The organism is Sorangium sp. KYC3313, assembly GCF_052075895.1.
Lineage (GTDB): Bacteria > Myxococcota_A > Polyangia > Polyangiales > Polyangiaceae > Sorangium > Sorangium cellulosum_B.
In genome coordinates this window covers 3,301,511-3,325,983 of record NZ_CP197255.1, presented here as the reverse complement: position 1 = coordinate 3,325,983, position 24,473 = coordinate 3,301,511, and the positions used below count along the sequence as shown (strand labels likewise).

Genomic DNA, 24,473 nt, shown 5'->3' with positions numbered 1-24,473 from the left:
AAGAACACGCCGGGGCGCTCGGGGAGGACCGGCTCCGCGCACGCGCAGGCCGCCCGCCGGCGCGAACGAGGGGTCCTCGACGGACACGTGCGTGTGCTCAGGCCGCCCGGGTGGTGGACCGAGCGCAGGTAAGCCATCGGCGAGGAGGGCGCCCGGGCTGGGCGAACGGCTCCGGCGCCGGAGAGGGCGCCGCCGGGTGCCGTGTTCTGCGGGCTCGCTTCAAGGCATCTGAAATGCCATCGAGGAGCGCATCGCGCTGTGTCGATAAGCCACGTCGTCGCGTCATGTCGATGGGTCGGTCTGGCGCATCGCGAACCTCGTCATCGCGCCGGCGAAGAGACCTGCCTGCGCCATCGACGAACGGAGACCCCGCCGACGGCGCCCAGGGTGGGCGCGCTGTTCCGGCGCGGAGGCGGCGCGCGCCCGGAGGGCGGCCCTGGAGGCGCGCTCGCCGGCGGGCCGGCCCCCCCGCCCGCCACGTGGCGTCAGGACGTCCGCGCGGCGCGAGCGAGGACGGAGACGGCGCTGGGCGGACATCATGAATGAAGTTTTTCTCTCCTGACGTTATCTTCGTCTCGGCGGCGTTTGGGATGAAGATCTTGTCCCCCGACGCCGTCTCGCCTCGGCGGCGTTCGCGAGCCGGCTCGGCGACCAAGGTGGCTGTTGACTTCCACCCGCGGAACTGCAATGTCTCTCGCTGCGCTTGCCCTTACCCACAGGAGACGTCGGATGTCGATGAGCAAGAAGCTGATGAGTGCCGTGTTGATGACCGTCGGCATTGGCTTTGCTGGAGCCGCGTGGGCCGCAGGCGGAACCGCGGACCTCCCCGCATCCGTCGCCGAGAAGAAGGATTTTGGCTGCGGTGCAAAAGGACAGAAGGCCTGTCCGATGCAGGGCTGGATGAAATCGGTGATGCAGTCGGCGACCACGAGCGGCGACGCGGCGAAGATCGCAGAGGCGCTGGAGTACGTGGCGAAGCGGCCGCCCAAGGGGATGGACAAGTGGGTCGCGATCACGAACGACGGCATCGCGAAGGCCAAGAAGGGCGACATCGACGGTGCCAAGGCGAGCTGCAAGGCCTGCCACGATCTGTACAAGGCGACGTACAAGGACACGCTCCGCGACGCCCCCTTCTGAGGCCCTTCGCTCCTCTCTCGCTCTCTTCCCGCCCTCCGTTCTTCCTTCTGCGCGCCGAGAGCGCGCCTTCTTCGGACAGCCCTGGCCGGTCACGCCGGGGCTCGCCTGGCGATCTGCAGGGCGACGGCCATGGGCCGACCCGCGGGCCGGAGCCCCCCGCTGGGTGCGCGTCGGACGGCGCAGCTCAGCAGCCGCCGCCGGCAGCCGCGCAGATCTCCTGGGGCGTGAGCGTCCGGCCGAAGATGCGGAGGCTGTCGAGCAGCCCGTTGAACTCGTCTTCTCCCGAGGGCTCGTCCGAGCCGATGTGGACGGGCTGTTCGCCGGAGGCGATCACCGGGCCAGAGGGGCTCCGGTCGACCTCGACGCCGTTCACGTAGAGGCTCTGCGTCTGGCCGTCGGAGAGACAGGCGACGTGCGTCCACTGCCCGGGAACGATGGGGTAAGTCACGTTCCGCTCGACGCCCATGGTGCAGCGGATCTGTCCGCCCGGCATCAGGAAGAGCGAAGGCTTCCCGCCGCTGTCGATCACGGTGTATCGCCGCTTGTCGGGGAGAGAGGCGGGGTTGATCCAGACATCGATGGTCATCGCGGAGGCGGTCCATGCGGCGTCATGGCGGAAGTAGAGTTTGCTCCCCATCGTCACCGAGAGGGCCTGCCCGGCCCGGCCAGGCGCGTAGTGCAGGCTGCGCACCCGCTCGGGCGTGAAGTGATGCTGCGAGGCGTCGTCGGGGTTCCCCTCGAACGCGAAGCACGCGATCAGCGATGAAGCTGCCGCTCCGCACAGCGGCTTGGGAGCGCCGCCGGGCTCTTCGGCCTGAGCGCCGCCGGGTTCTCCGAGCGGATCCCCGCCGGGCTCTTCCGTCGGCGTTCCGCCGGGTTCTTCCGCCGGAGCGCCGCCAGGCTCTTCGACGGGAGCGCCGCCCGGCTCTTCGACGGGGGCGCCGTCAGGCTGTCCGGCGATGGCTCCGCCGGGTTCTCCAGCGGGAGCGCCGCCAGGTCCTCCGGGTTGAGCTTCGGATTCACCTGACCCGCCTGTGCCGCTCGTTTCGAGGGCGCAGCCCGGCAGCGACAGAAGAAGCACGGCGACGCCGGCCAGGCGATGTACAGATGGATGGGATTTGCAAAGCATACTGCGTTTCCTGCGGGGCGCTCAGCGTAGCTCAGAACGCCGCTCCCTGTCACCGTGCCTCGCACGATGGCTCGACTCGCGCCGGCGCGCCGCACGCCGATGCAGTGAGACGAAAAATGCACCACAGAGGCGCAGGAGAAGAGGCGCGGAGTAGATGGCGGTCGCTCGCTGCTCTCTCCTGTGAAGCCTCCGCGTCTCCTCGGTCGCGTTCGAGCAAAGAGAGGACCGTGAGCGCGGACGGGTCGGCGGTTTTTTACGGTGGTGAACGACAAGTGGACCGTTGCTCGACGGCGTGGTCGTGCGCGACACCCTGCCGCGCGACGGGGACGGGAAGCACGGCGTCGGCCTCGCGGTCGCCTCCCGCGGCCCGCTGCGTGGCGACGTCACGACGCGCGGCTCCGTGGTCGAGGGGAGCCGCACTGCGGACGTGTTCATCAAGGGCGCCGACGCGACGCTGGAGCGGGTCGCGGTCCGCCGCACGCTCCCGCAGGCGTCGGATGGGCGTTTCGGCCGGGGGATCGAGGTCCACGCGCAGGACGGGCGGAGCGGCCTCGTGCTCCGGTCGTCGCTCGTCGACGAGAGCGTCGGTTCGGGGCTCGCCCTCTTCGGATCTGTGGCCATCCTGGAGGAGACCACGGTCCGCGGCACCCGGAGCTCGGCCGAGGGGCTCCAGGGAAGTGGCGTCACGATCGTCACGGACGCTGGCGACTCGAAGGCCACGTTGACCGGCGTGCGCATCGAGGCGAGCGACGGCGCCGCCGTCGCGAGCTTCGGCGCCTCGGTGGCGCTCGCGCGCAGCACCATCGAGTGCAACTTCATCGATCTCAACGTCGAGACGGAGAGCGGCACGGCGGGCAAGATCACCGACGGCGGCCAGAACCAGTGCGGCTGTCAGGGCGTGAGCGTCCCGTGCAGGGCGAAGAGCGCGGGGCTCGCGCCGCCGGAGCCGCTGCCGGAAGCGCTGTAGCGCTGACGTGACGATGCGGCGCTCGCCACGTCAGGCGGGCAGGCTCGGGTTCCCCGCCTGGAGCGCATCGATCAACCGATCCACAAGAATCCCCTCGTTTCGATAGAAGCGCTCTCTCGACCCCGGCTCGACGAGCCATCCACCGCTGTGGTGCAGCGCGACCAGCTTCCAGTCCTTGTCGAAGACAGGTGACCCCGAAGAGCCCGGCAGCGTGTCGGTCAGGTACTGCACGCGCCCCTCGCCCACGAACACGACGAGATTGTGAAAAAAGGAGAGCTGCTTCTGCTCGCCCCCCGGGTGCTGGATGACGTTGACGCGATCTTCTGCGTGGATCCGGCTTGCCTGCAGCTCGATCACCCCCCAGCGGGCAGACGGCTCGCCGCTCACCTTCACGATCGTGTAGTCGTCCTTCATCGATGTCAAGAAGAGCGCCTCTGGCTCGAGGCGAAGCTCCTCGACCTGGCCGTCGCGCCCGTCGGCTGTCTTCTGGTAGTTGAATTGAACCGTCGTCGCCGCGGCGGCCTCTCGAGAGCCGAGGACGTGGTGGTTGGTGACCAAGAGGTCTCCCGTGACAAGGAAGCCTGTGCCGAGCGTGCCATCGTCGCATTTGACGCGCGCCACAGCGCGAGCTCGGGCCATCCCGACCTCTAGAAAGCTGACCGGCACGAGCGAGCTCTGCTTGCCGATGAGCTTCTCGTAGGACTGCCCGCCGCGGCCCCGCCACCCGAGCGAGGCGATGTCAGGCCCCTCGGCGTAGCGCGGAGCGGAGCCGCTCCGCAGACACAACAGACCATCGTCGTCAGGGTACTCTTCGAGGGCGAGATCGAGGATCGCCCGCACCCACCGCTCGCCCTGCTTGCTGGCCTCCTCCAGGATGCTGAACCAGGTAAGATCGGCGCGGCTGCTGAAGCTGATCCGGATAGGATTCAGGCCCACCTTGTCGACGAACGCGCGCGCCTCGTCGACGGTCGGGTACTTCCTTGCCAGCGCCTCTCGGAAGGCCGCTCGGCTGCGCCCGTCACGCAAAAGATGCTCGAGACCCACGCTCACCCCCTCTCCACATGGCGACATATCCACCACCAGCGAGCACCGTCAAAAGACCCCCACAGCTTCACCACAAAAAATCACCAATTCATTTCACCGGAGAACCCCGAGCATCTGCGCGGCATAGCTGAGCGCAGAGTGTCCGGGATATTGCTTCAGTGGACGCCGCACCAGCTCACGGAGCAAGCCCCGCTTGCACGCCTCTTTGAGGATGCTATGCCAGACGACCAGCGCGCTGCCGTTCATGTTGACGCGCCTGATATCGATCCCTGCCTCTTCAGCGATGAGGCGGGCTTCCTCTACCTGCGTATATAGGCCCGCCAACGCGTCGGCCATCGCCGCGAGGGGGTCCATACGTGCGACGGGGTCGATGCGACGAGCACCGAAGCGGAGCGGTGGCGACGATTTGCCGGCAGGACGCGGCCCACGCTTCGCCGTCTTCGAGGGCGACGCTGGACCTCCGCGCCCGTCCTCGTCCAACGGCTCCGCGTCGGCGGCGATCATCCAGACGTTCCCTTCGTGATCGCCAGCGCAGATCAGCGTCTTCGTCACCGCCACGCATCGAAAAATGGACGTCCCGTACAGCGTCCCGAGGCAGACGCCCGTATGGAGGTTCCATACCTTCAGCGTCTTGTCTTCCGAAGCCGAGACGACCCGTGCGCCGTCCGGTAATACAGCGCAGCCGAAGACCCGCCCTCGATGGCCCTTGAGCACAGGGAGACACCAGTTGCCGTGGATATCCCACACCTCGATCTCGCCACTCTCGAGAGCGAGCACCGCACGCCGGCCATCCGGCGTCAACGCGCCGGCGAGGATCGGCGATGTGAACGGGGCGAAGGTCCGCTCGCAACGCCCAGATTTGAGAGCCCAGACTTTTGCTGTTCCGATCCGCGAGAAGGACAGGACGTAATCGCCGTTCTGCGAAATCGAGAAGCCCTCCACGGGATCTCCGTGCGGGAGCACCATGAGGCGCCGTTTGTCGTCCGCGCCCCGCACCCGCAGCGTACCGTCGTGAGAGGCCGTGATCATGCGCCCGTCCGGCGTAAAGGCGCAGCCGCTCACGAGCGCGGCGTGACCATCGAGCGCCTCTACGAGCCGGCGGGTCGTGAGGTTCCAGAGCCGAACACTCCCGTCCCGCGCGCCTGAGAGCGCACGACGCCCCTTGGCGCAGCTCGCGCATGCGGTCACGAGATCGGCGTGCCCCGCGAGCGTGGCGCGACACGCCCCGGTCGCGGCGTCCCAGATCTTCAAGGTCCGGTCCTCCGAGCCGGAGATCACCGTCGGTGCGTCGAGCGCGGCGGCGCACGCCGCCACAGGCGCGTCGTGCTCGTCCTGGGGCATCAAGCTCTCGGGCCCGCCGATCTCCCAGAGCGCGAGGGTTCGATCGTAGGAGGCCGAGAGGATCCGGCGGCCGTCCGCGGTCGGCGCGCAGGCGGAGACCGCTCCCGCGTGCGCTTCCAGGAACCGGATGCGCCGCTCCGCCGCGATGTCCCAGATTACCATCGTGCCGTCCGCCATCCCGCAGAGCACGTGACGGCCGTCGTGCAGGATCGAGCACGCGTCGACGCGCCCCTGTCCAGCCCCGAAGCTTCGCGCGCAGACACCGGAGAGGGGGTCCCAGAACGCCAGGCATCCGTCGCCTGCCGCAGCGACGACCTGCTTCCCGTCCGGCGTCAGCGCGAGCGCGGCAATCCACCCCTGCTCCTTCAAGCTTCCCTGCGCGAGCACGGCGGCGGGCTCCGCGCGACGCAGCGTCTGCACGCATTCGCCGGAAGTGAGGCGCCATACCCGCACCGACCCGTCGCGTGACGCGGAGACGAGCAGCTCGCCGTCGCCGGTAATGACGCACGCCGTGATGTAGTCGGCGTGCCCCTCCATCGTGGCGACGCGCTCGCGCGACGCCAGATCCCAGACCTGGAGGAGCCCGTTGTCTGAACCTATCACGACGCGTAGGCCGTCGTGGGTCACCGCGCATGCGGTCGCGCAGCGACCTCCGTTCTCCAACGTCCCGACGCAGCGGCGCGCGCGGATGTCCCATATCCTCGCCGTGCCGTCGGTCGACGTGGAGATCGCCGTGTTCCCGTCGCGCGTGATCGCACAGGCGGTGAGCTCGCCCTCGTGACCGCGCAGCTCCGCGATGCAGGCCGCCGACCCCAGCGCCCACAAGCGGAGTGTGCCATCGGCCGACGCGGAGAGCAGACGGGTCCCGTCCGACGTGATCGTGCAGGCGGTGACCTGCTTCTCGTGCCCACGGAATGAGCGGAGACGCGCGGGCCCGAGCCGCACGCCGTGCAGGAGCCGGAGCGCCGGGAGGCCCCCGCCGAAGCCGAGTCTTCCCTTGATCCTGTCGACCGACCATCCCGCGCAGCGCAAGCGGTTATAGATCAGGACCGGCAGCGACTCCGGATCGGTGCCCAGCCGGCTCACCTCCGCGCACACGGCGGTGAGGACCGCCGCGAGATCGATGGCCTCGCCCCCGACAGAAGCGCGGACCGTGGCGTCGAGATCGCGCTCGGCCGAGGTGGCGCCGGCCTCCCTGCCGCTCTGCTCGCGCTCCGGCTGGGCAGCGGCGACATCGATCTCGCGAAACTTGGTCTTGAGGTAGTCGAGGTTCGTGCAGAGGCGCTGAGCGTCGCGGAGCTCGCCGGCCTCGATTCGATGCGCCACCGCGTGCCGAAGCGCATACGCGCGCTGGAAAGGATCGCGTTCGTTGGGCGGCCACGCTGCCAGCGTCTCGGTCAACCGAAGGTGATGTTCGCGAATCACGGAGCTCCCGAGCTTGCCCGAGATGAACTCACGGAAGTACGCATGAAATGGCTGGTACGCCGATTCGCCCTTGTGCCAGTGCGCTCGCGTCTCGAGGAGGAAGGGCCGTACCGCGCGCAGGAACGTCTCGACTTCCATCGTCGTCGGCCACTCGAGGATCTCTCGGAAGAGGTACGCCGGGAGCGCCTCACGCGCGGCGCACGCAAGGCCGAGCCCCTCCATAACGAGCGCGTACACCGCGCCGTCGAGCTCGTTCAGTTCCGTCCAAATCTGCGTGAGGAACGCGTCGAGACCGTAGGGTATCGCGCTCGCTACGCGGCGTTCGGGTGGCTGCATCCTCAGCCAGTCCCGGAGCTTGACCGCGTACAGCATGTTCCCTTCGCACCGGCGCACCGCCTCGTGGATGAAAGCAGGGCTGAGAGGCGGGGCGAACTCATCGGCGTGGTGCTGCCAGAAGTGCAGGCACGCGTTCTCGTTGGAGGCCGCCCACATCTCGTCGTTCAGGTTGATCCGCTGGACGCCGTCGCGCTCCAGCCAGCTCAGAGCGGGGTAGATGGGCCGCGAAGCGCACAGGATGACCACCCCCGGCGGCAGCACCCGCGGCAGGATCCTCGGCAGCGGGTCGTCGCCGGCTGCCTCATCGAGCCCGTCGATGACGAGGAGCAACCGCTGGCCGCGACGGGCGAGCTCCTTGGTCGAGAGGCGCTTCAGGAGCTCCCCGAGCCGCATCTCGGAGGGCAAGTCGGCGCTGCCGTGCTCCGGGTAGAGCCGCTCGAGCTGTGCGCAGAGGCTCTGGACGACGACCTCCGGGCGATCGAACCCCTCCATCCCTCTCCGGATGAAGTGACATGGCGGCCTCGGCGCGGGCAGCATCTTGAGGAGGCTGGTCAGAATGGCGCTCTTGCCGACGCCGGGCCCGCCGAGCAGTAGCAGCCAGCCCCGGTGGAGCCGCTTGTCACCGACGAGCCAGCGACAGAGCTCCGCGAGTACGTCCTCCCTCGCGAAGATCTGACCGTGACGGGAAAACTCGTCTTCAAAATCGATGATTGAGCCGTACACTCGTCATCCCTCTCGCAAAACGATCGCGTCCACTCCGGCCCGCCCCGCTCGACGCCCGCGTCGGCTCACGTCGCGAGCGCCGCCTTGCGCTGCGAGGCCAGCGTGAGGATCTCGTCCTCCGGCACCTGTTCGGCCTGGAGGAAGCTCCGGTGCGCGCGGAAGCTCGTGACCCGCCCGTCCTGAAGCAGGTGGAACTCACCGGGGCGCTGCCCGGGAATCCTGGCAGAGACGTTCACGCGAGCCTCGCTGAGGAGCGGCTTCATCTTCTCGAGCGCGACAGACTGCGTGATCCGCCCCGCGAACCAGCTCCGGACGTTGTCCCGGCACTTGTAGTCGAGATCGCCCGGGCTCTGGGTCGCCAGCAGGATGCCGAGGCCGCCCGAGCGCGCGCGGCGCAGCAGGTTCTCCATCGGCCCCTTCGTCGCTGGCTGCGACTGCGCGGGCAGGTAGACGTCTGCTTCGTCGAAGAGGACCACGGCCTGGAGCTGCGGCGACGGCGCGCGGGTCACCCAGCGCGTCAGCGAGAGCAGGAGCTGCGACACCCAGAAGAGGATCCTCGCGTTGTCTCCAAGGAACTTCGTGTTGACGATGCTGAGCCGTGTCCGACCCGGCCGCGCGTGCAGCCCGAGCCCGAGGAGCAGATCGGCGTCGAGCTGGTCGCCCGATGAGCTCAAGAGCTCTGAAGAGCCGAGCTTGAGCGTCTCCAGGTGCTGCACGAGCTCCTTGAAAAGGCGCGTGTCGAGCCGCCCCAGCGAGGCGACGAGCGCCGGATCCTCGTTCGCGATGAGCGCTATCAGCAGCTCCAGATCGAGCCGCTCCGCCTCGCCGTGCGCCGCGCAGAGCCGAAACGCCTGGATCAAGATGACCCGGAGCGCCTTGTCCTTCCTCGTGTCCTTGTAACCGAGCATGTCGCCGAGCGCCTGGGCGGCATAGCCGGCGGCCTGATCGCGATCGAGGTCCTTGAGGGTCCCGAGGCCGCGCGGCATGAGCGAGATGCCGAGCGGCCTGCCCTCTCGATGGCCTGGCGTGAACAGGGCGACGTCGAGCCGCTCGCGCAGCGCCTGGCGCCGGTCGTCGAGCACAGGATCCGCGTGCCGTTCCTGCCACGGCGCGCTACGGGCGTAAGCGGCGAGGTCGCCCTTCCGATCGACCAGGATCGCGGGGACGCCGCGCAGGAGAAGCTGCTCGATCACGTTGAGCGCCAGCGTTGTCTTGCCGCTCCCCGTACTACCGAGGAAGGCCGCGTGACCGGTCAGCGCCTCGACGTCCACCGTGAGCTGCTGGGCGACGAGCTCTCCCGTGACGCCGAGCGCGATGGCGCCGCTCGTGTCACGAGGCACGCTGTCCTTCGTGCTCGCCTGCGCAGCCGGACTCTTCAGGGTGCTGGATCCGTCGCCCTCGGGCACGCCGAAGGCACTCGCCCGGATAGCCTCGTTCTTCGGAGCGGTAGGCGCGCGGTGCTCGGGCGGAGCGGCGGCTCGCGCTGGCGTACGGGGATTGTCGGCCTTTGACCGCGGTGCAGGCGTAGGCGACGGCGCCGACGCTTCTCCGCCCGCCGCCGGCTCACCATCGAAGCGATCGAGGTGATCGAGATCGAGGACATGAATGAGCGGAAGGAGCCGCGAGAGATGGTTCTCCTCTCTGAGCCATTCCATGAAATGCTCCTGCCGCTGCTGCGCCTCGCGAAACCTCCGAAAGGCCGCGACCTTCCGCCAGTCGCTGTCCTCGACGACCGCCTTTCGGCCCCCCTTGCTCTTGATGATGTCCGCGAGCGCCTGCGCCGACCTCGGCCCGCTCGGGAACTCACCGCAGCGGATCAACACGGGGATTCGGTGCTTGGCACGCTTGACGGCAGCGTCGAGCTGGGCGCGAAAGCCACCGCCCTGGGGAGCCTTGTTGCAGAACGCGAGCAATAGCTCTTCTCCGAGACGATACAGGCCCTTCGATGTCGGGATCATCACCCGAACCTCGATGTGCTCGCCGTCCACGTGGACTTCAAAGCGGTACCCGCTCTCCAGCTCGTCGGCGGATGTCCTGATGGCCCAGCCGAACAGCTCGGCGAGCTCGGCGTCTGTCTCCGGCAAATCGTCCCGTGTCTGGGCCACGAAATCGTTCCATTCTCGCTCGATCCGCTCCTTCGCGGCCTTCGTGCTCCGATCGTCGTCGTCACGCTTTCGCGGGCCTGGCTTCCCTTGCGGCGGCTCGACGATCCGACCGGCCTCGACGCACGCGTCTCGGAATGCGCGGCACTCGTCGAGCACGTCCCGGATGCGCAACCCGGAGAGCTTCTGGACGAACGCCGGCGGGATGGGGTACAGCGGATCGGAGGCACCATCAGCCCGCTTTATGTCGCAGGCCTCATAAAGATGCCTGAGCCGCTGGCGGACGATCATCTCGACCTCCTCGGCGCTCCGTCCGCTCACGAGCCGCACCGGGGGAGGGTCGTTCTCGATGCGATCGAGTGTCGAGCGAGTGAGCCGGGTGCGAACCACGTCGTAATAGTCCGCCAGGCAGGCGATCACGATGATGGACGACGGCACCTGATCGGCGATGGCGCACAGCGAGGCCATCACGCGGCGGAACCGCGCCTCGGCGTCCTCGAGCTGGTAGAGATCTTCGAACTGGTCGACACAGAGGACGAGCGAGCGGGCGTCGAAGGCCCACATCAGCCGGCCGAGGTGCTCGACGAGCTTCTGCGCGTCGTCCTCGCTGCGCTTCGGCGAGATGCCGCCGAGGTGCCGGGCGTCCCGCTCGGGGAGCTCCTCGCACCGCAGGTATTTGACGACGCGCTTCTTGAGAGCCGGGTCCTGTCGCTGCAGGAAGAGCAGGGCGCGGACGAGGTCGAGGTCGAGATCTGCGTAGCGAGGCTGTGAGATGAGTCGATCTGCGGCACGCTCCACGAGATCGATCACAGCATCGGGGTCGAGGCCGGCATTGTCGGAAAGGGACGCGACGGCGGCCGTATCGCCGCACCGGGCAGCAACGGCGTTGGAGAGCCGGAGCAGCCCGGTTGTCGTCCCGAGCGATTCGTAGTAGGGCTGGTCGAGAGAGTCTATCAGGTTGCTCACCAGATAGCGGCCATAGTTGAGCACCGTGGTCGTCATCTGCATGTAGCCGACGAAGCCGAGGCCGTTGACATGGACGTGGTTCCGGAAGGAGCGAACCAGGTGCGTCTTGCCGCTGCCGGACTCCCCGATGAGCAGGAGGATGCGCCCGGCCTCCAGCCCCGGCGGCGTCGTCACTTGCGAGAGCAGCCGCTGGAACTGCACTCGCGCCCGATCGTGCACCGACTCGACGTCGAACGGATCTTCACGCCAGATCTGGTGGCGGTGCTCGACAGAGTGGAACACCTCCTTCTTCTTGTTCGACATGAACACGCTGAGCATGGCGTCCCGACCTGTCATGGTGGTATCCATCGTATCTTCTCTCTCTCGCCGTAGATCTCGTCGCGGCCTCTCCGGCGAGCGCGAGCGCCGACATCTGCACTCCTAGATGACCACGAAATGGAACGTAGCGCTGAGGTGGCGTGTCTCCGATGCTTCGGTGTCCTTCGGATCCATCGCCTCGACCAGATCGGCGCGGCTCAACGAGAGCAGCCCCTCGCGGTGGGCCGAAACGAGCCGGTCCTTGAACGCCTCCGCGTCGCCGGGGACGGCGCCCATCTGCACGAGCTTCCGGAACACGTGCGAGATGAAGACCTTGTTGCTCCCGAAGCGACCGGTCTCCGCCCCTCGCGCGACAGCGAGCACTCGCGCCGCAAACGCGCTGCTGTCGTCGTCATCGACGCGGGCGACGACGTCTCCCACAGCGTTCGGGCTCGGAGCTGTGCCCCTGTCGACCGGCGCCCCGCCCCCTGGGCCTGCCGCCGCCGAGCTCACGCTCCCCTCCCCTCGCGCCGCCTTCCGCCCGTCGATCCAGCGCCAGATAAGCGCGGTCTCTAGCTCCCCCGGCTCCGCCCGTGGCGCCCCGATCGCGTTCGCCGCAGCGAGCGCGAGCCCGTAGCTCGTCTCGAAGGTCGCCGAATGGCCGTACGCACGGCTTATGAGCCGTGCCAGTACGGCCTTGAGCGTGAACGGCTCCTTGGTGTCAACCCCGAGCGACCGCCACGCCAACCTGTCGCGTACCTGCCTGAGCGTGGGATAGCTGCCGATGTCGAGATCATAATGCCATGCCAGGATCGCGGCGAATAGTCCCTCTTTCTTGCCAATCCGCTCGACCTCGGCCTTCGTCCTCGGGGCTGGGCGACCGAGCGAGCGTGGGATCAGATATCGTCTCTTGACGACTTTCCAGCGGATGCGACCGGGGAGCGACTCGACTCCGAGCGCGTCGAGCGCGGTGCGCCGACCGCCTTCGGTGATCACGACAGCACCTCTCCGTGGAAACGTGACGTGCCCGGCCCGCTCGAGCGTAGCCCACGCCTCCTCGAGCGATCGTCGTCGCTCTGCGTCGCTCAATCGAACGCCGAGCAGCGGCTTCAGCGCCTTCTCTGCTGCGCTCCTCGTCCCGGCGCCGCTGGGCTGCGCCAGCTGCCAGGCGAGCACCACTCCCTCGATTCCAGTTGTCGTGTCCTTCGTGCTCTGGGCAGCGGTGCTCATCGCTCGCCCCTCCCCGTCACAGGCACGCGCGATGGCTCCACCTCATCACCTCGGAGGTGGCCCGCGCGCGCACTTCCATGCTCGCGAGGCGCGCGGGCGAGGGCGCGGTCTCGCAGGGACGCGTACTCGCCAGTAGATCGCAGGTGATCCGGGAGGCAGCGGTCGGCGTCCGGGCCATAGAGGATCTCGACCCATCGCACCTGCGCTTCGTCCGCGAGAAACCGCTCGACCTCGATGACCCCCTGCCGCGCGAGCCAGCTCGCGAGCTCCGCTTTTCCGGCGAGCCCGCGGTCGCGGCAGAGCGCCTCCACGACGTCCCGGAGCGCTTCCCCCTCAGGGGTCCGGCCTTGCCGCCGCGCGACCTCGAGCGCGAGCGCCCGGGCGAGCGCTCCGCGACGCGCAGCCGCGTACCTCTCCGAGCGCTTCAGCTCCTCGACCGCTGGATCGGTCCGGCCGGCGTCAGGCGCCACCGCGGAGCGATCGACCTTGCCGCGGATGTGCTCCCACGCGTCGGTGGCCTCGAAGTGATAACGCACCGGCTTGGGCTCGACCCGGCCGGTGAAGCGCTCGCGCATGAGCCGGAGAAGCTCGAGTGCGTCGGTGCGCTTCTGATCGACACGGCCCTCCGGCAGGAAGGCCCGGAGCGCTCCGATGTCGGCCGCGGGAACGCCCTGCCCTGCAGCCAGCCGCAAGAGGATAGGATAGCACCGGTCCGTGTAAAAAAGCCTCTTGGCTATCTGCTCGAGGCGCTCGCCCGCCGCCGTCGGCAGCGCGCCGGCCACCTCGGCGGCGCGCAGCGTAGCCCGGACGTTCACCATCGCCTCGCTCATGGGGCGATAGCCGTCCTCCGCAGACCCGTGGGCGACGGCCACCTCGTCGTCGGCGTCGAGCTCCCCGCGCGCATACGCGCCATAGATGGTGCCCACACCTTCCATTCCGAAGGCCGAGAGCTCGGCAGCGCGCAAGGCGCCCATGCTCGCGGCGCCAAAGACGTGCACGCCCTGCCCCATCGCCCAGAGGATCTCCTTGTGCGATACCGACGGAGTACGCTCGAAGTAGCCATCAATGATCCCGATGGCTACCGGCCTGTCCAGCGCGGCACGATAGACGTCACCTTGCGCTGCGGGGGGCAGGAAGACGGCATCGATCTGCTCCTTCGCCTCTGTCGCCGCGATCGTCGGTCCAGTGAAGATGTAGATGCTCATGCGGCGCGCTCCAGGAGGCTCCGGCGCGCGCGGGAGCCAGGTACGTAACCAGGGATGTCGTAGAGAGGTTCAAGGCCAGGGACCACCATCCGCACGACGGGAATCCCGAGCTCAGGCCGCGTGAGGTCGACCGCGACGATCTGGTCGATGCCCGCCGCGCGCAGGCGGTCGAGCTCCCACGTCACGTCATCGTCGAGCGTCGCTCCAGCGCGGTCGGGGGCGTCGAGGAAGCTGCGCGCAGCGAGCCCGCCCCCGTGGGAGGCGAGAAAGCCTCGGGCAGCCTCGAGATCGTCGTCCGGCCCATTGCCGGCGACACGGACGTCGTCCCGCGCGCCGGTGATCACGGTGAGCCGGCTCTGCGCCGCCTCGGTGAGTGCACGCGAGAGCGCCACTCCCCTCGCGGGGTGGCACCCGTATCCGCCCATCGGCGCGATCGGACGGTGAGGGTTCGGCTCACGGTCCACGAGGGTGCAATAGAACGCCGGAACCCCGACATCCGACGTGATATCCCAGACATAGACCTCGATCCCCGCGCGCTCGTACCCGTCGAGCAGGGCCCGGCAGCTCGGGTCGTCCACCGTGGAGAGGTCGATCATGGTGCGGCGATGATGCTCCTCGCCTGCCAGCCACCACAGGGTCGCCGCGTCTCGCTCGATCAACTCGCAGAGCGCGTGGCTGATGGCCTCGAGCGGGTGATTGCCGGATGCGAGCCCGTTCGAGCTCATCACGAAGCAGCCCGAGGCGGAGAGCAGCGGCAAGGAGTAATCGGTGTGGACGACCTCGAACGGCACCCACGTGGGCGCGCCGGCCACGAGATCCATCCCGATCACCCAGTGGAGCCGGAGGTCGTCGTGGAAGGCGCTGATCGAGAGGCGCGGCAGGGCGCTCACGTCGACGAGGCGGTGCCGAAAGCGGAGCTCGTTCACGGTGCCGAGCTTGAGGGGCAGCTGCACGCGCTCGGCGTGCCAGTGCTCGACCGCTTCCATCAGGCCCGAGGCGCGCGCCGCCGCCAGCGTCAGGCCCTTGCCTTGCGAAACGGACAGCGATCGCGCGTTGGGACGCGTCACCATGACCACAGGCACGCCCAGCGTGTCGAGGCCGGTGACGTCCGCGACCCGGGTGATGCCCATGACAGGCATCAGCGGTCGGAGTCGGGCCATCGTCTCCTCGGGGGAGACGGCGCGGTGGGTGCCGGAGAAGAACCGCTTGGGAACCGGCGGAAGCGCCTCGGCGAGCGCCGCCGCGCTGGTGTCGTGCTGTGAGGTGGTCATGGTGCCTCGTTGATCGCCCCTGATCAGCGCTTGAATCGCGCCAGGTTGAGCACGTAGCAGTTGATCTGGGACATCGCCTGTGCGGGTTTCGGCATGGTCGAGGGGAGCGCCTCGGATTTGTCGGGCGTCATCGAGAGGAAGTTCTTCCCATTGAGATCCTCGAGCAGGAGCAGCACCTCCTTGGTCGTCTCCACGTCGCGGGGGCGCGCGGCCTGGTTCGTCACGAAGCGACCCCAGGTGCTGCACTTGATGACGTAGTAGTCGCCCTCGCGGGTCTGGTAGACGTCTCCATTGTCCGCGATGATGGTCCCTCCTTTCGCGCAAAGGACGATGTCGTAGGGGGAGAGCTCCCGGTTGCTCCCCTGCTGCTTCACGGGCGCGAAGACAGCTTCCTCGTCGGCGAGCTCGGGGAGCGGCTTGATGTTCTTCTCGTAGATCAGGTAGACGCCGCTCTCTCCCGCGAGCGAACGCACAAAGGTGCCCGGCCTACCGTTCTGCCTCAGCTCGTCGGTCTTCGCGCGGATTTCCGGCGGGATCTCGCTCTCGCTCCAGCGATGATCCGCATGGGCCCAGTGCTTCGACTCCAGCTGGTAGACCGGCTCCCGCTGGCGGTCGATCGTGAAGATGAAACCACGCTTGTCATCAATGATCAGGCTTTTAACAGACATGACGTTCCTCCTTCATGCTCCCTGCTCACGGACCACGCCCGGTCGAGCGCACACCTGTGCACGCGCGCTTCGCCGCGTTCACATGACGTCGATTTCAGACGGCGCGGTTCAGCTCACAGGTAGCCAAGTCTTCGGGCGACGTCGGAGACGTCCTCGAGCGCTCTTCGCGCACCGGCCGCGTCGCCTCGCGCACTGCCGGCGTCCGCTGCTGCGAGCGCGGCCGCGATCTCGTCCGGCAGGCGTTGCTGCTTTGGGTCGAGCATCGCCCTGGCCTGCTCCACGGCGTCGTCGACGCGCTCGCGCGCGAGCTCGACGAACGCGAGAGGCATCCTCGCGAGCCAGTGGAACGGATACACGCGCGGGAGCGCTCCCCAGCGCGAGAGCGCCTCACGCGCCGCCCGCTCCGCTGCGACATGATCGCCGCGCCGGAGCGCGATCCAGGCCTGGTTCGCGAGGGCCGCGCCGATGTACTGGCTCATTCCCACCTCGGTCGACCTCGCGAGGCTCTTCTCGGCCAGCTGCGCCACGAGGAGGTCATTGCTCCGCCTGCGCTGGATGACGGAGAGGTAGATCAGGCTGCGCGCATGCATCTCCAGATCGCCCATCCGCTCCGCGTCGTGCAGCACGGCGGTCATCCTCTCGTCCGCTTCCTCCAGGTCGCCGTGGAGCAGGAGGAGGATCGCCAGGCTGCAACGGGCCGTCAGGATCCAGTGAGCCTCATGCGACTCGTCGGCGTGCTCGAACGCTGTGCAGCAGTCGCGCGCCAGACCCACGGTCTCGTTCGACGGCGCGTAACGCTCGATCCAGATGTTCACCTGCGTCGAGGTATGTAGGAGCCGCCCGCGCTGGACGGCCGTGCCGTGCTCCTGCACGAGAGGCCGGATGCGCTCGACGATCTCACGCATTCGATCCACGTGCGCGAGCCAGTAATGTGTGGAGATCCGCTCGATCTGGATCTCGAACCATTCATCCCACCGCGGGTCGGCATGGTCCGCGGGCGGGTTGCCGAGCACGGACTGGGCGAGGTCGGACAGCTCGAGCGCCTTCGTGTGCCGCTCTTGTTTTTCCCACGTCTTGCCGATCTTGCGGTAGAGCCTGGCCAGCTGGAGAGACTCACCAGGAGCCGCCGCGAGCGCGGCGTCGTACGCGTCTCGGGCCCGTGGCTGGTCCGCGACGCGACCCAGGATATCGCCGAGCTGCTCGTACAGCGCGGCGAGGTCCGGCAGGTCCGCGTCGGCGGCAGGCGCCTGGACCCGTTCGTTGATGGCCTTCATCAGGAGTCGGATCGCCTCCTGATTCGCGTACAGGTCCCGCGCGCGCGCTGCGGCCTGTGCGAAGTACTTGCTGGCCTTACCGTGCGCGCCGGCCTCTGCGAAGTGGTACGCGAGGGACGGGAGCCTCTCCGACGCGCCGCCGTACCGTGCCTCGATCGCCTCGCCGGCGCGCCGGTGCAGCTTGGCCCGCTCGTCGCGCGGGATCTGCGCATACGCGACCTCGCGTATCTTGTCGTGGCCGAAGCGCAGGTGTCCTCCGGGCGCCTCTTCGAGGATCTGCAGCCTTCGCAGCGTCTCCAGCGCCTCCGTGGACGCCGCGCCAGCGTCCTCGACGCCTGCGATCAGCAGGTCGCCGTCGAGCTCTTGCCCGAAGACCGAGGCCAGCGCGACGAGGGCCTTCTCCTGCGGGTCGAGCCGATCGAGCCGCCGTTCGACGAGCGCGATCAGCGTGCGCGGCAGCGGAAGGGAGGAGAGCGCGGACGCCGCCCGGTCGGGCTCATCGAAGCGCCAGCTCCCCGCCTCGTCGCGGTAGAGCATTCCCTCTGCGATGGCCGTGCGCAGGTATTCGCCTACGAAGAAGGGGTTGCCCTCCGAGTGCTGCACCAGCGCGTCGACAACGGGCCAGGGTGGGCCCTGCGCCAGCATGTCCTCGACCATCGCTGCCACGGCCGGGCGGTCGAGCCGCCCGAGCGTGATCGTGGTGACGCTCGATGCGCGAGCTATTTCTAGCAGCTCCGAGCGCTCGTCCTCGCTTCTGTAGGTGGCCATGACCAGCACCCCATGATGCTCGACGCCAGATTTCACGAGCGCGTCGAGCAAGCTCAGCGACAGCTCGTCCGCCCACTGGAGATCGTCAAGCGCCAGCACGAGCGGCGATCGCTCCGACAGGGCCCAGATCGTGTCCCGGAGCGAAGCGAGCACCCGCGCCCGCGCCTCCTCGGGCGGCAGCGCCGGAGGAGGGCGCTGGCTCTCCTGGCCAGGCAGGCTGAGCAAGGACGACTCATACGCAGCGAGCACTCCGCCCCGAGAGCCGAGCAGCCGGTCTGCCTCTGCGCTGCCACCTTGCCGCGCTCGATAGACCACCTCGGTCAGGACTGGCCGGAGCGGATCCAGCGGCGACGCCGCGCCGCCTCCGGACGCGCAGCGTCCAGGAAGCACGAGGAGGTTCAATTTTTCATACAAGTACGCTGCGCTCTGACTCACCTCCTTCACGAGGCGGGTCTTGCCCACGCCGCTCTCGCCGCGAATGAACACGAAACCACCGAGGCGGTGCTGCGCGACGTCCTTCACGGCCTGAGCCAGTTTCGATGCCTCTTTGGACCGCCCCTCAAGTGCAGGTCGGTACAGATAGGCTCGCGGCCTGGGTCCGCTCTCGGGCTCTGCCTCCGCGCCTGCTGCCACGAGCGCCGCGGCGACGTCGATCGCGTGACCGACCCGATCCCGCGGACGCTTCTCCAGGAGTCGCAGGATCAGGCGCTCGATCTCCGCAGGAAGGCCGGGGACGAGGAGAGAAGGAGGGAGCGGCGTGGCGTACACGTGCTGTGCCCTGATGTCCGTGCCCATGAACGGAGGCTGCCCTGTCGCGCACTCGTAGAGGATGCAGCCGAGCGCGTACAGATCGGCCCGGGCATCGACCAGATGGCCGCGCATCTGCTCAGGCGCACAGTAGGGCTCGGTGCCATAGGAGGGCTCCACGTCGAGCTCGTCGCGCCCGCCGACACCGCCAGAGTGCGCGGCGATGCCGAAGTCGATGAGCACCGGACGATCGTTCTCTTGCAGGAGGATGTTGCTTGGCTTGAGGTCGCGATGAACCAGGCCCTCACCGTGCAGGAACGCGAGGGGCGCGCAGATCCGGCGGATCAAGGTGAGGAGCGGGCCGAGCCGCGGCGCCAGTGCTCCCCACGATGCCGATACGACCACACGGGCTGGCTCGCCGGGACGGCTGGTCATACGGGCCGTCGCGTCGTCCACCGTCGCGCCTCCAGCACCAGCCCCGTCGTCGGCGCGCCCCGGCCGGAGTTCGCGCAGACGATCGGCCAGCGTGGAGCCGCGCAGGAGCGGCATCGCATACCACGGCGTCCCGTCGCTCACGCCCTCGTCGAGGACGGGGACGATGCCTGGGTGCTGAACGCGACGGAGCGCGTGGATCTCGCGGCGAATACTCGCGAGCCGGGATCGGCCCGTGACCGGCACCGTCTTGACGGCCACAGCCTCGCCCGTCTCGGCGTCCTCGCCCCGATAGACGATTCCCATGCCGCCGGAGCCGAGGATCCCGGAGATGCGATAGCGGCCAAGGCTCGAGGGGAGGCTCATCGGATCGGGTCCTGCCGGCTCCGTGGCTGTCGCCAGGGAGCGAGAGGCTATCCTATCCTGTGGCTGCAGGGCCGCGGCGAGGCCCCTCGACCCAGCGAGCCCGCCAGCCGCTCCCTCGCCCGCCATCGATCGGTGTGTCGCAGTGGCTCGCAACATGGTGCTCCCGGCGCCAGCGACGCTGAGCACGATGCGTGCCGCACCGGACGCTCCCGCCGATCCCCGAAAAACGCCGTATAGCGCCCTCCTGAGAGGCGGTGTGACCAGGCCAAATTTGGCCGTCGATCGGCCATTTCTGGCCGACAGCTCGCCTCAGGCGCATGGCCCTGCGCCGAGCCCCGGCGCAGAGCCGGACAGCCCTCACCTCCACGTACAGGTGAAGCCGTCTCTGGAGGGCCACGAATGGAAGCCCACGCGCGTAATTTCCATTGACATTCTGGCCAGGATCATTTCTGCGGCGTCAGGCCGAGCTCCTTGATCCGGCGCGTGAGCGTGCGGATCGGCATGCCGAGCCGCCTCGCCGCCTCGGTCCGGTTCCAGCCGACCTTGTCGAGCGTTTCCTTGATCACCTGGGCTTCGGCCTTGCGGACATGCGCCTTCACCGGTCGTCCGAGCGCGCTCTCGTCGGCCAGGGGCTCCGGTTCGGACGCGCGCCGCGCCGCCGCCTGCACGCCGTCGTCCGCCGGAGTTGTGCGCACCCGTGGCGGCAGGTCGTGGGGCTGAATCAGCTCGCATCGCGCCAGCACCACCGCCCGCTCGATGACGTTGCGGAGCTCTCGCACGTTTCCCGGCCATCGGTAGGCGCACAGCACGGCCATCGCTTCGTCCGAGAGGCCGCGCACGCTCCGGCCGTTCGCAGCGTTGGCCTCCGTCAGGAAGAGCCTTGCGAGCGAATCCATCTCGTCCCGCCGGTCGCGCAGCGGGGGGACCTCCAGCTCGATCGTGCTCAACCGGTAATAGAGGTCTTCACGGAAGGCCCCCTGCTTCACCATGGCGTCCAGATCACGGTGAGTCGCCGAGATGACGCGCACGCTCACCTCCACCTCGTGCGTCGAGCCCACGCGGGAGAATCTCCCGGTCTCCAGCACTCTCAGGAGCGCCGCCTGCGCAGCGAGCGAGAGCTCGCCGACCTCGTCGAGGAACAAGGTCCCATCGTTCGCCGCCGCGAACAGCCCACCGCGCTGCTGCGACGCGCCGGTGAAAGCGCCCCGCTCGTGACCGAACAGGGTGCTCTCCAGCAGCGAAGGAGGGAGGGCAGCGCAGTTGACGCACACGCGAGGCTTGTCACGCCACAGGCTGTGCTCGTGGATGAACCGCGCCAGGAGCTCCTTCCCGGTCCCCGTCTCACCGCGCAAGATGACCGAGGCGCGCGATGAGGCCACCTGCTTCGCGGCGTCGAGGAGATCGCGCATCGCCGCGCCCGCGATCATGCCCCCATGGAGACGCGTCACGTCGCTCTCCGTCCACGCCTCCATCGGGGCCGCCATCACCGGTCGCGCCGCGCTCGCGCTCGCCGCGGCGCCGCGCGCGAGCTCGATCAGCTTCTCCACCGTGGTCGCGGCCTCCGGATACACCGCGACGCCGACGATGTGAGCGGAAGTGCCCGGACTCGGCGCCGAGGAGACGGCGTGCGCCATCTGCGACGCGGCCTCAGCGCCCGTCTCTGGCAGCAGGACCAGCGCTGTATCCGGGGAGTAGAGGCTCGCCCGGTCGATGCCCGTCCGCAGCTTCGCCATGAAGCCTGTCACCCAGGCCCCGAGCGGCGCGCGCGCCGCCTCTGGCGCTGGGGCGCGCACCGCGAGGATCGCGAAGCCGCGGCCAAAGTGGCGCGCTCGCTTGATCTCCTCGTCGAGCCGCGCGCGGAAGCTCTCTTCCCCCTCCAGCGGCAGCGTCGCCGTGCCGAGGACAACGATGCGAGCGACGACCGTGCCCAGCATCACCTCGCCGCCGAGCGCGACCTCGGCTCGCTCGATCCGCGTACCCGCGATCCAGGTGCCGTTGGTGGAGCCGAGATCCTCGACCAGGATGCGCCCCTCGTTCAGGGAAAAACGCGCGTGCTCGCGCGAGAGCGTGCGGTCCGGCAAGCACAGGTCCGAGGGTTCGCCGCGCCCGACGACCCGAGCCTGGCCGGGGGCGAGCTGCGCCACCTCGACGCCGTCTCGGTAGTGGAACACGATCGTGATGCCCCGCTGCGCAGGGGGACCTCCCACGTCCGCGCTAACCGTGAGCCGTTCGGTGCTCGTGTCGTAGCGCTCGCCTTCGCGTTTCTCCGTGGACATGTCTGCCTATGCCTGCAAGGTGATCGAGCTCACGCCCAGGGGAGCAGGCTGGGTACCCCTGGTCCAGCAGATTCGCGCCTGCGCATGGATCCGAGATCCATGCGCAGGCGGAGCGGCGGGCGTAGGCCTGCTGGCGCGAGCGACGTCGAAGCGCCTCGGCGAGATCCTCTTCATCGATGCAGGGAGAAGCTCGAGGGCGATCGCTCCGTGCGGCCAGCCCACGGGCAGGGCGAACGTGAAGGCGCGTCGGTCTAGCGGCAGTCCGGCAGAGAAAGCAGGTTGTTGGGCTGTTCACCGTCCGCTTGCGTCTTCACGTAGACATAACCGGTCGAGGAGCGCACGACCACGAGGGTCACCCGGTGTCCGCCCGGCTGCTCCACGTAGTAGTCGCACCGACCGCTGTTGATATCGCTGGCGACGTCCGCCTGTGATCGGTGCCAGCGGGTGCCGTCGGCATTGACGCCGCCGAGCGCCTGGATGCGCTCGTGTGCCCCCTGCAGGTTCGTTCTCGTGATGCATGTGACACGCTTCATGATGGCCATTTCTCGACTCCTTCATCCTCGCGCGCAGCGGATTCCTGATCGCCGCGGAGGGCAGCTCGTCACGTAGCGGGCTGCCAACGATGAAGACGCCGTCTTGCTCGCGATCGCGCGAAATTTCGCGCCCAGCGTCACAAGAAGCGCGCAAGCGGATCGAGCACCTCGCGCATGTCTGGGCGAAGCCACGGCCTCTTGCTCAACATCCGCGTGATCAGGTCGCGAAGCTCCTCGGAGGCGAGATGGTCGAGGAGATGAAGCGGAGGTCGCTCGAACAGATGGAGACACATGAGAGCCCCCTTGTCTTCCCCGACGAAGGGGAGCTGGCCGGTGAGCATCTGGAAAAGGAGGACGCCGAGCGCATAGACGTCGGCCTTGGGCTCGACGTCCTTGGACTTGAGCCACTGCTCGGGGGCCATGTACTCGCACGTCCCGAGCAACGCCGCGCCGCCGGTCGAGACCGGCAGCAGCGTCGCCGCCACCGTTCCCCGGCTCGCCTCCTCGGAAGCAGACGCCCGTGGCATCTTGGCCAGACCGAGGTCGGCCAGCTTGGCTCGGGCGACGGCGGGGTCCCGCTGGTCCAGGAGCACATTGGCTGGCTTCAGATCCCGGTGGACGATCCCGCGCTCGTGAAGCGACAGGAGGCCGTGTGCGATCTGCGACGCGACGCGCGCGGCTGCGTGTAATGAAAGGCCGCTTCCAGCACTGGCGAGCACATCATGTAGGCTCGCCGGAAGCCACTCCAGGGCCATGAACGGCGGTCCTCCAGGGAGACGGCCACAGTCGACGAGGCCCACGATGTGGGGATCTCGCACGCGCTCCAGCATGCGCGCCTCGTTGAGGAAGCGCGCGATCGTGTCGGCATCCATGCAGAACGCGTCCCTCAGGACCTTGACCGCGACAGGACGACCGCTGCCCGCCTCCCGACCTTCGTAGACCTCGCTCATCGAGCCGCTCGCGACCCGGCGGACCAGCTCGAAGCGCCCGACGCACGATCCGGATGCGAGCATGGGCACGGCCTCACTACCTCTAGCGTTTCGAGCTCAGGGACGCTGGACGCATCGACCGGATGCGCTCGATCCAGTCCAGCATGGGGCGGAGTTCGTCCGCGCAGGATGGGTTTTCGGCCAGGAAGGCCTGCGGATCGACGCGCTCTCCAGCGTCGCGCCTCTGGAGATAGATCAGCAGCGCGGCTGCCGCGTCGGCCGACGAGGCCGCGGAGGCGTCATCGCCCGGACACGCCTCTTTGCCGCTGATCATCCGGGACTGCAGCGCCTTCAGCCCGCGCCTCAGGAGCCCCGCCACGGCTGGCTCCGTTCTGCGCATGATCCGAGCAACCTCGGCGACGGGGAGTTCCCTCAGATGGCAGAGGTAGATGGCGTCACGCTGGTCTTCCGGTAGTTCGTAGATCAGCGCCCAGGTCTCCGTCCGCTGCTCCTCCCGCGCCATCGCCTGGCTTGGGCTGCGCTGAGGTGAGGGGACGTCCATCGCCTCGATACAATCAAGGACCACCGTCCCGCGATTCTTGCGTTTCTCTCGCTTTGCATCGCGCAGCACCTGCAGCGTGTAGTTGCGAAGGACGGCGCGGAGCCAGGACAGCCACTCGGCCTCGGTCGCTCCAGTGAACGTCGAGAATTTCTGGAACGCGCGCAGCGCGGTCTCCTGAGCGAGGTCGGAGGGGCGGATCGCACTCGACCTGGCGTCTTTGAGCCTCCGGGCCGCCCACTTTTCGAGCATCGGCCCGCACTGGCGGAACAGCTCGGTGAACGCGGACGGATCGCCAGCGCGCGCGCGACCAATCAGCTCCTCGACGAGGAGTTCTGGGCTATCGTCGAGGCTCATGGGGCGATGACCGTGGTCATGACACGGCGCGTGCTCCTTTGCGGCACCATCATAGCGCTTCGACGCGAGAGATGAAGGACTGTCCTTCAATACCAGCGTCGCTGGACGCGCGTGGGAATGGAGTGGCTGAAAGGATGACATGCGCCCTCGTAAGTGGCTCGGGGAGGCACAGACGTGCCCTTCAGCGCGCTATCAGCGCCCATCGCTCCGATGCTCGGAGACAGGCCAGAATTCGTCGATATACGTTGCTGGGCGTGAGCTCGGTCGGTGGCCATGAGGTCCGGCGGAGGCAGACGTTCCTCGAGCCTACAAACCCAAGGACGCCGTCCGTGACCCAACAGAGCGCGGGCCGACCCTTTTTTCGTCGACCACACAATCCCACAGAATCCTA

At 68.2% G+C, this 24,473-nt stretch carries 16 protein-coding genes; 2 read left to right on the top strand and 14 right to left on the bottom strand.

Features of this window, described 5'->3' with window-relative positions; translation table 11 throughout:
* Nucleotides 1-735 precede the first annotated feature (735 nt).
* On the top strand, nucleotides 736-1,137 hold the full coding sequence (locus ACSRUE_RS12990) for a hypothetical protein (protein WP_437764447.1): 402 nt from the start codon (nucleotides 736-738) through the stop codon (nucleotides 1,135-1,137).
* A gap of 184 nt (nucleotides 1,138-1,321) precedes the next feature.
* Here the strand turns inward: ACSRUE_RS12990 and ACSRUE_RS12985 are convergent, their stop codons facing one another.
* A complete protein-coding gene (locus tag ACSRUE_RS12985; RefSeq protein ID WP_441291255.1) occupies nucleotides 1,322-1,828 on the bottom strand; it encodes a LamG domain-containing protein in 507 nt (168 codons plus the stop codon).
* Nucleotides 1,829-1,893: 65 nt separating this feature from the next.
* A complete protein-coding gene (locus tag ACSRUE_RS12980; protein ID WP_441291254.1) occupies nucleotides 1,894-2,160 on the bottom strand; it encodes a hypothetical protein in 267 nt (88 codons plus the stop codon).
* A gap of 386 nt (nucleotides 2,161-2,546) precedes the next feature.
* On the opposite strand from ACSRUE_RS12980, the gene ACSRUE_RS12975 reads away from it, so the two are divergent.
* On the top strand, nucleotides 2,547-3,233 hold the full coding sequence (locus ACSRUE_RS12975; protein ID WP_441291253.1) for a hypothetical protein: 687 nt from the start codon (nucleotides 2,547-2,549) through the stop codon (nucleotides 3,231-3,233).
* 30 nt (nucleotides 3,234-3,263) lie between these two features.
* Here ACSRUE_RS12975 and ACSRUE_RS12970 read toward each other — a convergent pair whose 3' ends face one another.
* The 12 genes from ACSRUE_RS12970 to ACSRUE_RS12915 all read right to left on the bottom strand — a co-directional run bounded on the left by ACSRUE_RS12970 (nucleotide 3,264) and on the right by ACSRUE_RS12915 (nucleotide 24,082).
* A complete protein-coding gene (locus tag ACSRUE_RS12970) occupies nucleotides 3,264-4,277 on the bottom strand; it encodes a trypsin-like peptidase domain-containing protein (protein ID WP_441291252.1) in 1,014 nt (337 codons plus the stop codon).
* A 93-nt stretch (nucleotides 4,278-4,370) separates the two neighbouring features.
* A complete protein-coding gene (locus ACSRUE_RS12965) occupies nucleotides 4,371-8,102 on the bottom strand; it encodes an NACHT domain-containing protein (protein WP_441291251.1) in 3,732 nt (1,243 codons plus the stop codon).
* Between the two features lie 65 nt (nucleotides 8,103-8,167).
* Complete coding sequence (locus ACSRUE_RS12960; protein ID WP_441291250.1) at nucleotides 8,168-11,506, bottom strand: helicase HerA domain-containing protein; 3,339 nt, start codon at nucleotides 11,504-11,506, stop codon at nucleotides 8,168-8,170.
* 84 nt (nucleotides 11,507-11,590) lie between these two features.
* Nucleotides 11,591-12,697 (bottom strand): hypothetical protein, encoded by a 1,107-nt coding sequence (locus tag ACSRUE_RS12955; RefSeq protein WP_441291249.1) that lies wholly within the window; start codon nucleotides 12,695-12,697, stop codon nucleotides 11,591-11,593.
* Nucleotides 12,694-13,902, bottom strand: coding sequence for a TfuA-like protein (locus ACSRUE_RS12950; RefSeq protein WP_441291248.1), 1,209 nt, complete (start codon nucleotides 13,900-13,902; stop codon nucleotides 12,694-12,696). Before ACSRUE_RS12950 ends, ACSRUE_RS12955 begins: the two co-directional genes overlap by 4 nt.
* Nucleotides 13,899-15,173, bottom strand: coding sequence for a YcaO-like family protein (locus ACSRUE_RS12945; RefSeq protein ID WP_441291247.1), 1,275 nt, complete (start codon nucleotides 15,171-15,173; stop codon nucleotides 13,899-13,901). Before ACSRUE_RS12945 ends, ACSRUE_RS12950 begins: the two co-directional genes overlap by 4 nt.
* A gap of 23 nt (nucleotides 15,174-15,196) precedes the next feature.
* Nucleotides 15,197-15,841: a hypothetical protein gene (locus tag ACSRUE_RS12940; protein WP_441291246.1), complete on the bottom strand. Its 645-nt coding sequence runs from the start codon at nucleotides 15,839-15,841 to the stop codon at nucleotides 15,197-15,199.
* Between the two features lie 113 nt (nucleotides 15,842-15,954).
* Nucleotides 15,955-19,428: a serine/threonine-protein kinase gene (locus tag ACSRUE_RS12935; RefSeq protein ID WP_441291245.1), complete on the bottom strand. Its 3,474-nt coding sequence runs from the start codon at nucleotides 19,426-19,428 to the stop codon at nucleotides 15,955-15,957.
* 443 nt (nucleotides 19,429-19,871) lie between these two features.
* Nucleotides 19,872-21,704, bottom strand: a complete 1,833-nt coding sequence (locus tag ACSRUE_RS12930; protein ID WP_441291244.1) for a sigma 54-interacting transcriptional regulator — start codon at nucleotides 21,702-21,704, stop codon at nucleotides 19,872-19,874.
* A 251-nt stretch (nucleotides 21,705-21,955) separates the two neighbouring features.
* The gene (locus tag ACSRUE_RS12925) at nucleotides 21,956-22,237 is read right to left on the bottom strand and encodes a DUF3892 domain-containing protein (protein WP_441291243.1); all 282 of its coding nucleotides are present in this window, start codon (nucleotides 22,235-22,237) and stop codon (nucleotides 21,956-21,958) included.
* A 137-nt stretch (nucleotides 22,238-22,374) separates the two neighbouring features.
* Nucleotides 22,375-23,250 carry a serine/threonine-protein kinase gene (locus tag ACSRUE_RS12920; RefSeq protein ID WP_441291242.1) on the bottom strand — a complete coding sequence of 292 codons (876 nt, stop codon included), beginning with the start codon at nucleotides 23,248-23,250 and terminating at the stop codon, nucleotides 22,375-22,377.
* Nucleotides 23,251-23,269: 19 nt separating this feature from the next.
* Entirely contained in the window at nucleotides 23,270-24,082 is an 813-nt protein-coding gene (locus ACSRUE_RS12915; RefSeq protein WP_441291241.1) for an RNA polymerase sigma factor, read from the bottom strand.
* Nucleotides 24,083-24,473 lie beyond the last annotated feature (391 nt).

What these genes read in the sequence shown, in the direction of transcription:
- ACSRUE_RS12925 (WP_441291243.1), bottom strand. Translation starts at nt 22,237, where the DNA reads ATGAAGCGTGTCACATGCATCACGAGAACGAACCTGCAGGGGGCACAC.
- ACSRUE_RS12955 (WP_441291249.1), bottom strand. Translation starts at nt 12,697, where the DNA reads ATGAGCACCGCTGCCCAGAGCACGAAGGACACGACAACTGGAATCGAG.
- ACSRUE_RS12990 (WP_437764447.1), top strand. Translation starts at nt 736, where the DNA reads ATGAGCAAGAAGCTGATGAGTGCCGTGTTGATGACCGTCGGCATTGGC.
- ACSRUE_RS12960 (WP_441291250.1), bottom strand. Translation starts at nt 11,506, where the DNA reads ATGACAGGTCGGGACGCCATGCTCAGCGTGTTCATGTCGAACAAGAAG.
- ACSRUE_RS12920 (WP_441291242.1), bottom strand. Translation starts at nt 23,250, where the DNA reads ATGCTCGCATCCGGATCGTGCGTCGGGCGCTTCGAGCTGGTCCGCCGG.
- ACSRUE_RS12940 (WP_441291246.1), bottom strand. Translation starts at nt 15,841, where the DNA reads ATGTCTGTTAAAAGCCTGATCATTGATGACAAGCGTGGTTTCATCTTC.
- ACSRUE_RS12945 (WP_441291247.1), bottom strand. Translation starts at nt 15,173, where the DNA reads ATGACCACCTCACAGCACGACACCAGCGCGGCGGCGCTCGCCGAGGCG.
- ACSRUE_RS12935 (WP_441291245.1), bottom strand. Translation starts at nt 19,428, where the DNA reads ATGAGCCTCCCCTCGAGCCTTGGCCGCTATCGCATCTCCGGGATCCTC.
- ACSRUE_RS12950 (WP_441291248.1), bottom strand. Translation starts at nt 13,902, where the DNA reads ATGAGCATCTACATCTTCACTGGACCGACGATCGCGGCGACAGAGGCG.
- ACSRUE_RS12930 (WP_441291244.1), bottom strand. Translation starts at nt 21,704, where the DNA reads ATGTCCACGGAGAAACGCGAAGGCGAGCGCTACGACACGAGCACCGAA.
- ACSRUE_RS12915 (WP_441291241.1), bottom strand. Translation starts at nt 24,082, where the DNA reads ATGAGCCTCGACGATAGCCCAGAACTCCTCGTCGAGGAGCTGATTGGT.